Source organism: Brevundimonas aurantiaca (genome assembly GCF_904830995.1).
GTDB classification, from domain to species: domain Bacteria; phylum Pseudomonadota; class Alphaproteobacteria; order Caulobacterales; family Caulobacteraceae; genus Brevundimonas; species Brevundimonas aurantiaca.
The window spans coordinates 1,611,904-1,626,026 of sequence record NZ_CAJGVD010000001.1; the positions used below are offsets into that span (position 1 = coordinate 1,611,904).

12 protein-coding genes and 1 other annotated feature are annotated in these 14,123 nt (G+C 69.6%); of the genes, 5 read left to right on the plus strand and 7 right to left on the minus strand.

The features are described 5' to 3' along the window. Positions 1-26: 26 nt before the first annotated feature. The 5 genes from JMT67_RS08020 (at position 27) to JMT67_RS08040 (ending at position 7,037) form a co-directional block, all read left to right on the plus strand. Positions 27-1,787, plus strand: coding sequence for a vWA domain-containing protein (locus tag JMT67_RS08020; RefSeq protein ID WP_201463166.1), 1,761 nt, complete (start codon positions 27-29; stop codon positions 1,785-1,787). A gap of 62 nt (positions 1,788-1,849) precedes the next feature. Beyond that, the gene (locus JMT67_RS08025) at positions 1,850-2,257 is read left to right on the plus strand and encodes a CBS domain-containing protein (RefSeq protein ID WP_152948888.1); all 408 of its coding nucleotides are present in this window, start codon (positions 1,850-1,852) and stop codon (positions 2,255-2,257) included. A gap of 70 nt (positions 2,258-2,327) precedes the next feature. Next, a complete protein-coding gene (locus JMT67_RS08030; protein ID WP_183215158.1) occupies positions 2,328-2,894 on the plus strand; it encodes a hypothetical protein in 567 nt (188 codons plus the stop codon). Positions 2,895-2,992: 98 nt separating this feature from the next. Continuing rightward, on the plus strand, positions 2,993-5,374 hold the full coding sequence (locus JMT67_RS08035) for a PAS domain-containing sensor histidine kinase (protein WP_201464010.1): 2,382 nt from the start codon (positions 2,993-2,995) through the stop codon (positions 5,372-5,374). 82 nt (positions 5,375-5,456) lie between these two features. Beyond that, positions 5,457-5,520: a sequence feature (sul1 is cis-regulatory element that is thought to sense ions involved in sulfur or methionine metabolism; They are found in Alphaproteobacteria), on the plus strand. A gap of 35 nt (positions 5,521-5,555) precedes the next feature. Continuing rightward, positions 5,556-7,037 (plus strand): SulP family inorganic anion transporter, encoded by a 1,482-nt coding sequence (locus tag JMT67_RS08040; protein ID WP_201463167.1) that lies wholly within the window; start codon positions 5,556-5,558, stop codon positions 7,035-7,037. Between the two features lie 46 nt (positions 7,038-7,083). Here JMT67_RS08040 and JMT67_RS08045 read toward each other — a convergent pair whose 3' ends face one another. The 7 genes from JMT67_RS08045 to JMT67_RS08075 form a co-directional block, all read right to left on the minus strand. Continuing rightward, positions 7,084-8,280, minus strand: a complete 1,197-nt coding sequence (locus JMT67_RS08045) for an acetyl-CoA C-acyltransferase (protein WP_152948890.1) — start codon at positions 8,278-8,280, stop codon at positions 7,084-7,086. A gap of 84 nt (positions 8,281-8,364) precedes the next feature. Beyond that, the gene (locus JMT67_RS08050) at positions 8,365-9,327 is read right to left on the minus strand and encodes a flavin reductase family protein (RefSeq protein WP_201463168.1); all 963 of its coding nucleotides are present in this window, start codon (positions 9,325-9,327) and stop codon (positions 8,365-8,367) included. A 220-nt stretch (positions 9,328-9,547) separates the two neighbouring features. Next, positions 9,548-10,924: a sulfite reductase subunit alpha gene (locus JMT67_RS08055; protein ID WP_201463169.1), complete on the minus strand. Its 1,377-nt coding sequence runs from the start codon at positions 10,922-10,924 to the stop codon at positions 9,548-9,550. Beyond that, entirely contained in the window at positions 10,921-12,030 is a 1,110-nt protein-coding gene (locus tag JMT67_RS08060; protein ID WP_201463170.1) for an FAD:protein FMN transferase, read from the minus strand. The genes JMT67_RS08055 and JMT67_RS08060 overlap by 4 nt, the downstream gene beginning before the upstream one ends. Positions 12,031-12,039: 9 nt before the next feature. Continuing rightward, on the minus strand, positions 12,040-12,840 hold the full coding sequence (locus JMT67_RS08065; RefSeq protein ID WP_201463171.1) for a DUF4198 domain-containing protein: 801 nt from the start codon (positions 12,838-12,840) through the stop codon (positions 12,040-12,042). Positions 12,841-12,851: 11 nt separating this feature from the next. Beyond that, positions 12,852-13,364, minus strand: coding sequence for a DUF2271 domain-containing protein (locus JMT67_RS08070; RefSeq protein ID WP_152948894.1), 513 nt, complete (start codon positions 13,362-13,364; stop codon positions 12,852-12,854). Between the two features lie 11 nt (positions 13,365-13,375). Further along, on the minus strand, positions 13,376-14,056 hold the full coding sequence (locus tag JMT67_RS08075; RefSeq protein WP_407645723.1) for a PepSY-associated TM helix domain-containing protein: 681 nt from the start codon (positions 14,054-14,056) through the stop codon (positions 13,376-13,378). Positions 14,057-14,123 lie beyond the last annotated feature (67 nt).

Below are 14,123 nucleotides of genomic sequence, written 5' to 3' on the forward strand. Positions count from 1 at the left end.
TGACGCAAACACGTGAGGGAGAAACCATGTCGCGTCTCTTCAGGATCACCGCCGTCGCCGCCCTGGGGGTGTCGGTCGCCACGCCGCCGATGGCGCCCCCCGCCTTCGCCCAAACCCAGGCGCAAACCCGACCCGCATCCTCGGGCAAGGCCCTGGACGGCGAGCCCACCCCGGCCGCCTGCGCCCCCTTCGGCTTTCGACTGCCCCAGACGCAGCGCGAGGTCGCCCGATCCTTCGCCACCCCGATCGTGGTGACGGGCTCGCGCGTCCAGGCGAATGCGGCGCCGAGCGCCCCGCCGCCGGCGCCGCCGGGGGTTCCCACGAACACCGAACGCTATCCTGACGCCACGCCCAATCCGGTGAAGCGGACGGCGGATCAGCCGGTCTCGACCTTCTCGATCGACGTGGACACGGCCGCCTACGCCAACGTCCGTCGCTTCATCGACGAGGGACGTCGCCCGCCGAAGGACGCCGTGCGGGTCGAGGAGCTGATCAACGCCTTCGACTACGGCTACGACCGTCCCACCTCCCAGGCGCGGCCCTTTTCCGTCACGACCGCGATCACGGCCTCGCCCTGGGCGGCCGGGGATGGGACGCCGCAGGCCGATCGGGGCGGCCGCCAGATCGTCCATATCGGTCTTCAGGGCTATGAGTTGCCTGAGGCCGAACGCCGCCCGCTGAACCTGACCTTCCTGGTGGACGTCTCGGGTTCGATGAACAGCCCCGACAAGCTGGACCTGGCCAAGAAGGCGATGAACCTGGCCATCGACCGGCTGCGCCCCCAGGACAGCCTGGCCGTCACCTATTACGCCGAAGGCGCCGGCACGACCCTGGCCCCGACGCCGGGCGATCAGAAGCTGAAGATGCGCTGCGCCGTCGCCAGCCTTTACGCCTCGGGCGGCACGGCGGGGGCGACGGGCATGACCAACGCCTATGATCAGGCCCAGGCGAACTTCGCCCGTGACAAGGTCAACCGCATCCTGATGTTCACCGACGGCGACTTCAACGTGGGCGTCACCGACGACAAGCGGCTGGAGGACTATGTCGCCGACAAGCGCCAGACGGGAATCTATCTGTCGGTCTACGGCTTCGGGCGGGGCAACTATCAGGACGCGCGGATGCAGGCCATCGCCCAGGCGGGCAACGGCGTCGCGGCCTATGTCGACAGTCTGCGCGAGGCGCGCCACCTGTTCGGGCCCGCCTTCGACAAGGGCGCCTTCCCCATCGCCGACGACGTCAAGATCCAGGTCGAGTTCAACCCCGCCCGCGTCGCCGAATGGCGGCTGATCGGATATGAAACCCGGCTGCTGAACGAGGAAGACTTCGCCAACGACCGGATCGACGCGGGCGAGGTCGGTTCCGGCGCCAGCGTCACCGCCCTCTATGAAATCACCCCCGTCGGCGGCGCGACCCAGGTCCCTGAGCGGCGCTATCCCGACAATCGGATCGGGATCGGCGGCGGCGATCCGAACGGCGAGATCGGCTTCATCCAGATCCGCTACAAACAGCCGGGCCAGAGCCGGTCCGAGCTGATCCAGCAGCCCCTGACCAACGCTGCGACCGGCCCCGTCGGCGCCCAGCCGCCGGAAGCGACGCGCTGGGCCTTGGCCGTCGCCGCCTTCGGTCAGAAGCTGAGGGACGATCCCTGGATGGCGGCCGACTACGGCTGGGATCAGATCGTCGAACAGGCCCAAGGCGCGCGGGGCGACGATCCCTATGGCGACCGGGCCGAGTTCGTGCAGCTGGTCCGTGCGGCGAAAGACCTGCCGCCTTCCCGGACGCCGTAAGGCCGGAACCGCGATGCGCGCGACGGGTTTTCAGCGCGACAGTCAGACAAGGAAGGCCCGTGATGAAGATCCGCGACGTGATGACCCGCGACGTCCATCTGGCGCGCCCCGGCGATACGATCCAGGCGGTGGCCGAACGGATGGCGCGCGGCGACTTCGGCTTCGTGCCCGTCGCCGAAGGAGACCGGCTGATCGGCGCCGTGACCGACCGCGACCTGGTGGTCCGCGCCTTGGCCGCCGGGGCCGCCCCCACCGCCCCGATCGTCGAGTACATCACGCGCGATCCGCACACCGTGCTGGACACCGATGATCTGAAGTCTGTGCTGGACCTGATGGCCTCGCGCCAGATTCGGCGCGCGCCCGTGGTGGACAAGCACGGCCGCATCGTCGGCGTGATCTCGCTGGGCGACCTATCGACGCGGGTGAAGGAGCGGTATGCCGGCGAGGCCCTGGAGAGCATTTCGCGTTAACGCTGTCCGGTTACTCTAAGCTAAGGCGGGCCGACCATCCTTAGCCGGCTAAATGGGCCGGAGAACAGCTATGGCGCGCGCGCAGTTTCAGAAGGGGCAGAAGGTCTGGGTCGAATGCGTCGGCGCCTGGGCGACGATCGAAAAGGTCCAACCGGTCTGGGCCAAGGGGTTCGAAGAGCCCGTGCGCGTCACCTATGACGTGGGCCTGGGGCGGGAGTTCGCCGCTTCGGAACTGATGACCGCCGCTGAAGACGGGGCGGGCCGCGACCTGGGCGTCTGGCGCGTGCTACGCGCCCGCAACAAGTGGCAGGCCGAGGAAGACTGTCTGCACCACCCTCAGCCCGGCACCTATCCCGTGGTCGTCACCGACACCGCCGACTGGGGCGGCTGGCGCGTGCCCGGCGCCGAATACGACCGCGATCCGCAACGGATCGAGTTTCAGGCGCGCCTGATCACGGCGGCGCCCCAGCTGATGCGGCTGGCCGAAAGCCTGATCGCCCTGGCGGCGGAAGCGCCCGAAGACGCCCCGCCCGCCGTGCTGGACCTGGCGCGACAGGCCCGCAGCGCCCTTCATCCGGTCGTGACCGTGGCGCAGGAGGCGCAGACGTCGCCGCAATCCCCAGCCGTCGCCGCCTGACGGGTCAGAAACCGTTAACCAAGTCTCGACAGGAATCCGCGACGCAGCCTAGATTCGCCTGATCAGCGGCATTTTGGCGGGAGAGCGACTTGCGGGGCATGGAGCGGCGGCAGCAAGGACGGGGACGGCGCGCCTCCGACCACGCCCCCGTCGGCGCCCCGGCCTGGATCCGCATCGGCGTCCTGGTCCTGGCCCTGGGCGCGACCGGCTATGCACTGATGATGTCGCGCCATCTGAGCCAGCCCGGCCGCGAGGCCCATCGTCTGCGTGACGAAAACCTGGCCTTGAACGCCCAACTGGCCGCCAGCCGGATCGCCGTCCAGATCCAGGCCGCCCAGACCGGCTTCGACGCCGCCGCCCCCGTCCTGGGACAGGACGCCGCCCCCCTGGCGGCGGTCGAGGCGGCGCGACGCGCGGCGCCCGACGTCAGCTTTTCCGTAGTCGACACCTCGGGCGCCCTGGTGGCGGCGCAAGGGGCGCGCAAGCCCGGCGCCCTGACCCTGGCCGGACCCCAGGCGGGCGGGCGGCGGCTGGAGGCCCATGTGGCCCAGGACCTGCCGGCTGCGCCCCCCTATCGGATCGTCTCGGCTTCCGGCCGTGTCCTGGCCTCGTCCCAGCCGGGCGAGGCGGGGCAATCGGCCGAAGCCCTGATCGGGGTGGAGCCCAAGGACCTGCCGTCCCTGACCACGCCCCGCGCCGCGCGGGGCGGCGGGGCGGTCGCGGCCGCGCCGATCGCGCCGGGCGGCCCCTATGTGACGGTGCTGGATCCCGAGGCCGAGGGCGGCGGGCTGATGGACGAAGCCTGGGTGCTGATCGCCCCCGTGCTGCTGGGCCTGGGCGTGCTGATCCTCTATCTGATCCAGGGCCTGCGACGCGCCAGGGCCAGCCGGGAATGGGCCTCGTCCGAGCGGCGGTTCCGGGTCGCGGTCGAGGCGGCTCGGTGCGGCGTCTGGGAATGGGACCTGGCGGGCGAGGAAGTCACCCTGTCCGACTATATGGCGACCCTGCTCGGCTTCGAACGCGGCGGGGTCGTGCAGGCCGAAGACGTCATGGCCCGCATACATCCCCGTTTCCGCGACGAAGTCCGCCACGCCCTCGATCAGGCGGCAGCCTACGGCGCCTTCGAAGTCACCTTCCCCGTGGCGGCCGAGGACGGGCGCACCCGCTGGATCGACGCGCGGGGACAGGCCCGCGGCGCGCGCGGCGAGGTCGGCTTTTCCGCCATATTGGGCGTGGCCCTGGACATCACCGAGGCCCGCCGCGCCAAGGCGGCCGCCCAAGCCGCCGAAAGCCGCCTGCGCGACGGGGTCGAGAGCATTTCCGACGCCTTCGTCCTGTTCGACCGCAACGGCCGCCTGATCCTGTGGAACCAGGGCTTCGAGGACGCCTTCGCCTTCACCCCCGGCGTGGTCCGGCGCGGTGCGCTGAAGGACGAGCTGAACCGGATCGCCGCCCTGGCGATCAAGGCCGAACACGCCCCCTCCGACGGGCGGGCGGGCCTGCGCGAGGTCGAACTGCACGACGGCCGCTGGCTGCAGCTGGCCGAACGCTTCACCTCAGAAGGCGGCTCGGTCGTCACCGCCGCCGACATCACCGCCATCAAGCGCGAAGAGGCCGAACGCCGCCGCGCCGTCGAAGACCTGAGCCGCACCGTCGCCCAGCTGGAATCCAGCCAGCAAATGCTGTCCCAGCTGGCGCGCCAATATGAGATCGCCATGACCCGGGCCGAGGCCGCCAACCAGGCCAAGTCCGAATTCCTGGCCAATATGAGCCATGAGCTGCGCACGCCTCTGAACGCCATCAACGGCTTTTCGGAGATCATGGCCGCCGAGCTGTTCGGTCCCATCGGCGATAAATACAAGGGTTACGCCGCCGACATATTGAAGTCGGGCCAGCATCTGCTCAGCCTGATCAACGACGTGCTGGACATGGCCAAGATCGAGGCCGGCAAGATGACCCTGTACTATGAGCCGGTGTCGCTGAAGGGGGTGTGCGAGGACGCGGTGCGGCTGATGCGCGGCAAGGTCCAGGAGGCGGACCTGACCCTGAGCGTCGTGGGCGAGGATCTGCCCGACATCGAGGCGGACCAGCGCGGACTGAAACAGGTGATGCTGAACCTGATCTCCAACACGGTGAAATTCACCCCCGCCGGCGGACGGATCACCCTGACCCTGGCGGCGACGCAAGACGAAGACGGTCAGGCGCGGGTCAAGGTCTCCTGCGCCGACACCGGCATCGGCATCGCCCCCGAAAATCTGGCCCGCCTGGCCCGCCCCTTCGAACAGGTCGAGGGCCAGCACTCCAAGACCACCCAGGGCACCGGCCTGGGCCTGGCCCTGACCAAGTCCCTGATCGAAATGCACGGCGGCCGCCTGACCCTGGAAAGCGAACCCGGCGTCGGCACGGTGGTCAGCTTCGACCTGCCGGTGAAACGGCCCGAGGGCACGGTGACGCCGATGAAACAGGCGTTCGCGGCCTAGCACCGACCGCGAGGACGGCTCGAAAACGGTCGGGCTTCGCCCTTGCTTCACGCGCGGCTTGAAGGCATGAGGGAGGCCTCACCTTGGACCTGTCCCTACAGCTAGGAGGCGGGTGGCTATCCTGACCGCCGATCCGTCAGGAAACCGACCCAAGCCTTGGGTCATCCCCACTGAAATCTCAATGACAATAGTTGCGTCCGTGCGCCAGCAATGGCTCGCCAACCCACGCCGTGATCTGCTGGCGGGGACCGTCGTCGCCCTGGCCCTGATCCCCGAGGCCATCGCCTTTTCGATCATCGCCGGGGTCGATCCGGCGGTCGGCCTGTACGCCAGCTTCGTGATCGCGGTGACCATCGCCTTCGTCGGCGGTCGCCCGGCCATGATCTCGGCGGCGACCGGCGCCATGGCCCTGCTGATGGTCGGGCTCGTGCGCGATCACGGGCTGGAATATCTGTTCGCGGCGTCGCTGCTGACCGGCGTGTTTCAGATCCTCATCGGCCTGATGAAGCTGGGTCGCTACATAAGGTTCGTCTCGCGCAGCGTGATGACCGGCTTCGTCAACGCCCTGGCGATCCTGATCTTCCTGGCGCAGATGCCTGAACTGATCGGCGCCGACTGGCAGACCTTCGCCCTGGTCGGCGCGGCCCTGGCGATCATCTACGGCTTCCCCAGGATCACAAGGGCGGTCCCGTCTCCGCTGGTCGCCATCGTCGCCGTCAGCGCCTTCGTGATCCTGACGGGGCTTGATGTCCGCACTGTCGGCGACATGGGCCAGATGCCCTCGGCCCTGCCGATGTTCCATATTCCGAACGTGCCGCTGACCTGGGAGACGCTGACCGTCATCGGTCCGGTGGCTGCGACCCTGGCCTTTGTGGGCCTGTTGGAAAGCCTGCTGACCGCCAATCTGTTGGACGACATCACCGACACGCCGTCGGACAAGGACCGAGAGACGCGCGGACAGGGCATGGCCAATATCGCCTCGTCCCTCTTCGGCGGCATGGCGGGCTGCGCCATGATCGGCCAGTCGATCATCAATGTGACCAGCGGAGCCCGCGGACGCCTGTCCACCCTGTGGGCCGGCCTGTTCCTGCTGTTTCTGATCCTGGTGCTTAAGGACTGGGTCGCCCGAATTCCCATGGCGGCCCTGGTGGCGGTGATGATCATGGTCTCGATCGGCGCCTTCGACTGGGGTTCAGTGTTGAAACTGCGCTCCACGCCGTTTCAGTCGTCTGTGGTGATGATCGCCACGACAGCGACGGTGGTCGTCACCCACGACCTGTCGAAGGGGGTGGTCCTGGGCGTGATCCTGTCCGCCGTCTTCTTCATGCGCAAGGTCGGCAAGACCGTTCGCGTGGAGGAGATCGAGACGTCGCAAGAGGGCGTGTTGCGATACCGGGTGACCGGCAATCTCTTTTTCGCCTCGGCCGACGTGTTCGCCGCCGCCTTCGAACATCACGGCCGACCGACCCGCGTCGAGATCGACATGACCGACGCCCATCTCTGGGATCTGACCGGCGTGGCCGCCGTGGACAAGGTCGTGTTCCGCTATCGCCGTCAGGGGGCGCAGGTCGACCTCATCGGAATGAATGAGGCCGGGCGAACCCTGATCGACAAGCTGGGCCGGCATGACAAGAGCCACCTGCCCGTGGGCGCCGCCCACTGAGCCTCTTGTCGCCGTCGGCGGACCATCGGTCGGTCCGCCCCGCCCCCTAAACCAGCTCTACCCCCATCGCCGTCGCCTCGCCGCCGCCGATGCACAGGGCGGCCATGCCCCGGGTCTTGCCGCGCGCCTTCAGGGCGGACAGCAGGGTGGTCAGGACGCGGGCGCCGGAGGCGCCCAGCGGGTGGCCCAGGGCGCACGCGCCGCCGTTGACGTTGATCTTGTCGTGGGGGACGCCCAGCTCCTGCATGGCGATCATCGGCACGATGGCGAAGGCCTCGTTGACCTCCCACAGATCGACGTCCTCAGGCGTCCAGCCGGCCTTCTTCAGCGCCTTTTGCAGGGCGAAGACCGGGGCGGTGGTGAACAGGCTGGGCTCATGGGCGTGGGCGGCCTGGGCCACGACGCGGGCGATGGGGGTCAGGCCCAGGGCCTGGGCCGTGGACTGGCGCATCATCACCAGGGCGGCCGCGCCGTCCGAGATGGAGGCGGCCGAGGCGGCGGTGATGGTCCCGTCCTTGCCGAAGGCGGGCTTCAGATTGGGGATCTTGGACGGATCGGACTTGGTCGGCTGTTCGTCGCGGTCCACGACCACCACCCCCTTGCGCGTCTTGACCTCGACCGGCGTGATCTCGGCGTCGAAGTCGCCGCTGTCCTGGGCGCGCTTGGCCCGGCCGGCGCTTTCGACCGCATAGGCGTCCTGCTGTTCGCGGGTGAACTGATAGGCCTTGGCCGTGTCCTCGGCGAACTGGCCCATCAGCTTGCCGGGCTCATAGGCGTCTTCCAGACCGTCCAGATACATGCTGTCGGAGATGACGTCATGGCCGATGCGGGCGCCGCCCCGGTGCTTGTGCATCAGATAGGGGGCGTTGGTCATGGACTCCATGCCGCCCGCCACGATCACCTCGGCCGAGCCGGCCAGCAGGGCGTCATGGGCCATCATGGCCGCCTGCATGCCCGAGCCGCACATCTTGTTGATCGTGGTCGCCTCGGCCGAGATCGGCAGGCCCGCGCCCAGCCCCGCCTGACGCGCCGGCGCCTGGCCCAGGCCGGCGGGCAGGACGCAGCCCATGATGATCTGTTCGACCTTGTCCGGCGCCAGGCCCGCCCGCTCCAGCGCCGCCTTCACCGCCGCCGCGCCCAGGTCGGTGGACTTGGCGTCCGACAGCACGCCCTGGAATCCGCCCATCGGGGTTCTGGCGTAGGAGACGATGACGACGGGATCTTGGGCGGGATCGGGGGACATGGCGGGCTTCCTCTTGATTTGGCGCCTGAGATAGCGATCCGACCGCCCGTTGTGAACCGGGATGCGAACCGGGTCGGGCGCAGCTCAGGCGAAATGGAGCCTTCGGTAACGGCCCCGGAAATAGAGCAGGGGATCGCGGCGCGGCTCGAACCGGGCGCGCGTGACCCGGCCGATAAAGACCAGATGATCCCCCGCCTCCACCACCTGATGGGTGGCGCATTCGAAACTGGCCAGGGAGCCGGACAGTATGGGGGCGCCGGTGTCCCAGCTCTCCCAGGCGACGCCGTCGAACCGTTCGGCCGACGACCGGGCGAAAACGCCCGACATCGGCTGCTGGCCGATGTGCAGGACGTTGATGGCGAAATGCTCGGCCCTTCTGAACCGCTCCAGGTTCGACGAACTGCGCGCCAGGCAGAACAGGATCAGGGGCGGGTCCAGCGACACCGAGGAGAAGGAGTTGGCGGTCAGCCCCACCGGCCGGCCCTGTTCATCCAGGGTGGTGACCACCGTGACCCCGGTGGCGAAACAGCCCAGGGCGTCGCGCAGGGTCCGGGCGTCCGACCCGGCCTGATAATGCAGGGCCTGGCGCGGCGCATGGCGTTCCAGAAAGCCCAGCAGCGCCGCCTCGGTCGCCTCGCCCGCCGGTTCGGCTTCCAGATCGAGCCGCGGCAGGTCTGCGGGCGTCGCCGCATCCGGCGCCGCCCCGACCACGATCAGACAGCTGACCAGGGCCGGGCCGGTCACGACCAGGGCCGGATGGACCGCCGCCAGGGTCTGGGCCGAACACAGCACGGCGGGTCGGGACGACAGTTCGGTCAAAAGGGCGCGCAGGGCGACCGCCGCCCCCTCCCCGTCCGCCTCGTCCAGCGGGGCCAGCAACACGTGACGCCCGGCCTCCACCAGGGCCCGCACCCACCGTCGCCCGTCCGCCGACAGCCGCTCGGGCGAACCGATCAGCAGGACGACCGGGTCCTCGGGATCGCCCAGACCTTGGACGTTCAGACCTTGGACGTCCAGGCCTCCGATCCGGGGCGGCGATTCAGTCATGAGGCGAGGCGGTCCAATCGGAAACGAAAGGCGTCTTTTAGGGGAAGTCCGCCCTCGGACGCCACGATTTACGACGCCGTCCCCGATTCGGATCATCCGGCGTCCAGCGAGGCCGTGGCGAAGGCGAACAGCCGGTCGACGGCCCGGCGGCGGGTATTCGACGGCGCCGCTTCCGGTTCGGTCGGGCAGACGCAGCAGTCGGGCGGCGCTGATCTCCTTTTCAGTAGACGTCCCGGCGATAGCGGCCGTCCTCCAGCAGGGTCAGCAGGGCCTCCGCGCCCAGCGCCGCCTCCAGGGCTGCATGGACCCCCTGGGACATCCCCTCCAGACTGCCGCAGACATAGAGGGCCGCGCCCCGGTCCACCCAGGCGCGGACGTCCGGCGCCGCCGCCGCGACCAGATCCTGCACATAGCGGCCGTCGCTGGGATCGCGCGAGAAACACCGGTCCAGCCGGGTCAGAACGCCGGACGCCAGCCAGGCCTGAAGCTCGGCGTCGAAGAAGGCGTCGTGGGCCTGGGTCCGTTCGCCGAACATCAGCCAGGCGCCGCTCCCCTGGCCCCCGTCTTGGGCCGCGCGGGCCTTCAGATGGGCCCTCAGCCCCGCGATCCCCGTGCCGTTGCCGATCAGGATCATCGGCGTCTGATCCTCCGGGCCGTGGAAGCTGCGGTTGGTCCGCACCCGCATGTCGATGGTTGCGCCCAGAGCCAGGTCCTGGGTCAGCCGGCCCGAGGCCAGGCCGGGCGTCCCGTCCGGCCGGCGCATCAGCCGCACCACCAGTTCGACCCGCCCGTCCGCCGGCACCGAGGCGATCGAATATTCGCGCGCGCCCGGCGTCACGCCGTCGCGCTCGGGCAGCCCCACCTCGGCGATGTCCCCGGCGGACCAGGGCGGCGCCGTCCCGACCGGCTCCAAGACCAGATGATAGGCTTCGCCGCCCGGACTGCCGGGATTGATCAGGGTCCGCTGCGTCAGCCGCCAGGGCTCATAGGCGGGCGGGGTCCAGTCCGGCGCCGTGACCCGGCCGGTGATCTGGTTCAACTGATGCTGCCAATGGCGCACGGCGCCCGCGTCCCCGGCGTCCACCTCCACCAGATCGAACAGGGGCTCGGCGCCCGAGCGCCTCAGCCAGCCGTCCAGCGCATGGCCGAAGCCGCAGAACTGATCATAGCTGCGGTCGCCCAGGGCCATCAGGCCGAACCGAAGCCCGCCCAGGTCGGCCGGCGCCCCCATGGCCTTTCGCACCAGCCGCGCGGCGCTGTCGGGCGGATCGCCTTCACCCGTCGTCGAGACGATCAGCAGGGCCCGGCCCGCCGCCTTCAGCGTCGCCAGGTCCAGGTCGGCAAACGACAGGACCCGCGCCCCCAAGCCGCCGTCCTGCAAGGCTCGGGCGGTCATCCAGGCCAGGTCCTCGGCCAGTCCCGTCTGGCTGGCGAAGGCCACAAGCACCGTCTCCTCCCCGTCTCCGGCCAGGGCCTCGGAGCGGGCGCGCGCCGCCGCCTTCGCCCGGCGCTCGCGCCAGACGATCAGGCCGATCAGGACCAGCCAGAGGCCGACGGCCGCCAGGGCCAGAAGCCAGCGGGACGGATCGTTCGTCACCCCGGCGCCGCCTCCGCCCCATCCTCCATCATGGCCTTGAAGGCCGGGCTCATCCGCTCGACCAGGCCGCGCGGCGTGCGTTCGACGAACAGGGCGGCCAAACCGACCGCTTCAGCGTACTCCGGCCCCTCGAACGGCCCCATGACCGTCAGGGCGCTGGCGTAGGCGTCGGCCTTCATGGCCGAGGCGTGCAGCACGGTGACCGAGGCCAGATTGTTGCTGACCGGCCGCCCCGTCGATCCGTCGATCGTATGAGGATAGAGCCGCCCCTCATGGCGGAAGGCGCGGCGATAGTCGCCGCTGGTCGCCATGGCCAGGTCGAACAGGGCCGCCACCGTGCGGGGCGAGGCGTCGCCCTCCACCCGCTCGATCTCCACCCACCAGGGCTGGGCGTCAGGCTTGACCCCGCGCCCCTTCAGCTCTCCGCCGATCTCGACCAGGTGCGAGGTCGCGCCCAGGGCCGTCAGGGCGTCCGACACCCGGTCCACCGCATGGCCCTTGGCGATGCCGGACAGGTCCAGCTTCATCCCGCCCGGCTGCATCAGGCCGCGCGCCTCGCGGTTCATCCGCAGCCGTCCCCAGCCGCTGACCTTCAGGGCCGCCTCGACCTCTTCGTCGCTGGGCAGGGGCAGAAGGGCGCCGCGCGGTCCCGGCGGGCCGAAACCCCACAGATCGACCAGGGCGCCCAGGGTCGGATCGACCGCCCCATTGGTCTCGTCGCCCAGGTCCATGGCCGCATCGACCAGATCCCAGAACGGCTGGGACACCGCCCACATGCCGGGCGGGGCGGCGTTGAACCGGCTGATCTCGCTGGACGGCTCCCACGGGCTGAACAGGGCCACGACCGTCGCCAGCTCCCGCTCGATCGCCTCGCGCAGGGCCGCCTCGGTCAGGCCGCGCGGCCCGATGGCGCGCACGCTCCAGGTCGTGCCCATGGTCCGGCCGTCCAGCGCCTGGATATGATCGCCGGGCGGCCGGGGCGGCGGCCCCTCGACCGGCGGGATCAGGACGCGGTTGTCGACCCGGTCCGCAAGCGGAACCGGGTCTCCCAGGGTGAGGACGGGCGGGGCGGCGCGCGAACCGCGCGAAAAGGGCGTGTCGGACATGCCCAGGGTCTAGGGCAGGACTTCCATCACCGCCACATAGTTGGCGTTGGTCCCCAGGGCCTCGCCTTGGGCCGGGGTGCGGACCGAGGCGTTCAGCCAGTACAGGCCGGCCTCGGGCCAGGTGACGGTGAAGACGCCGTCGGCGCCGGTCTTGACCGTCATCTCCTCGGGATTGTCGCGATAGCGCAGGCCGCCGCGCGCGACGGTCACGTCCAGGTCGGCGGCGGGCTGGCCGTCCTTCAGCAGTTTGAAGCTGGCGGCCTCGCCGGCGACCAGATCGTTCGGATGGGTCACGGGGACCAGCTCCAGTCCCTCGCCCGTGGTCTTGAACACGGTGTCGGTCGGATTGTTCAGGGTGACGAAGGTTTCGATCCGGCTGGCGGTGCGGGTCGCCTGGACGTCGGTCGCGCCTTCGGGCAGGGCGGCCGGATATTCGGCTGCAGTTCCACGCCAACGCTTCTGTTCGCCGTTCAGGGTGTAGCTGGCCATGACGCCGCCCATGACGTTGGCGACCTTATAGGTGCCGTTCTGCGTCAGATGGACGTCGAAGGTGGTGCGGTACTGGGCCTGCATCAGATGTTCGGGCTGGACGGTCGAGCCGTCGGGCGCCGTCACCACCAGGCCCGTCATCCGCATGGCGGCGTGGTCGGGGATGAAGACCCCGTTGGACATGCCCGCATCGAAACCGACCCAGGCGTCGGCGCCCGACAGGCTGGTCGAGGTCGGCGCCATCCAGGCGCGGTGCGCCTGGGCGGCCAGGGGCGCAGCCAGGGCGGCGGCGAAGGCCAGAAGCGCGACGGTCTTTTTCATGGGTCTGTTCCTCAGCGAGAGACGGTGACGCGCACGGCGCCCAGTTCGGTGGAGCCGGAGGCGTCGGCGGTATTGGCCCCGCCCCAGCGGAAGGGCACGCGCACCACCTCGCGCCCGCCCAGTTCGCGCGCCGCCTCGACCACCAGATTGTACTGGCCGGGCTGAAGCCCGCGCAGCCGGGCGGCGGGGACGTTGACGGTCTGGCGGCCCGGCGCGCGGGTGGCGCCCGAAATCCCGTCGGCCGGCAGGCTCATGGCCCGGCCCCCCTTGCGCCACCAGGTGCGCAGGTCCTTCAGCCAGTCCTTGCCGTCGCCCTCATTGTTGCGGGTCTGCTGGTACCAGACCGCCAGGGTCTGGACCGCCGTCTGATCCGGCCGCTCGATCCAGACCGCCACATAGGGCCGGTGATAGGAGGCGGTGTTCAGCCGCGGCACCTCGACCGTGACCGACAAATCCGCCGCCAGGGCCGGGGCGGCGGCCAGGGTCAGACCGGCGGTGGTGACGACGATGGGGAGAAGACGCATCCGTTACACTCTCAATGGATGAAGATCAGGGCGATGACGACGGGGATCAACAGGCCCAGCGCCGCCAGGGGCCAGGTGGAGGGACGGCCGCGTGCATGCAGCCACATCAGCCCCAGCCCCGTCACCGCAAAGATGACGCAGGCGACGGCGAAGACGTCGATGAACCAGAACCAGACCGCGCCTGCATTCCGCCCCTTATGCAGGTCGTTCAGATAGGCGATCCAGCCGCGCGTGGTCTTTTCATGGACCGCCTCGCCCGTCGCCCGGTCGATGGTCAACCAGCCGTCGCCGCCGGGGATCGGCAGGGCGACGTAGATCTCCTCGGGCGTCGTCTCGGTCGGCCGCCCGGCGATCTGAACCTTCAGCGCCTCGGCCGACCAGCGGGCGACGGCGTCGGGAACCGGTTCGGTCGTCTCCTGCGGATAGGCCGAAAGCCGTTGCAGCAGGGGCGCCGGCAGGGTGGCGGTCTGTTCGACCGTCACCGGCTGGGCCGGAATGGAGGCCGCATGGTTCAGGGTGATGCCCGTGACCGCGAACAGGATCATGCCGACCAGGCTGACAGCCGCCGAAATCCAGTGCCAGGAATGGAGCTGCTTCAGCCAGAAGGACCGCGCGCCGTTCAGCGCCGCCTTCGGCTTTTTCGCGCCCCTTGAGGTCGGCTCGATCTGGTTTTGTGCGGCGAGTTCAGTCACGGAACGGCTGTGCCACTGTTGCGAACCGTTTGCAATAGAAAGCCATGCGGCGAATTCGTCGCGCAGA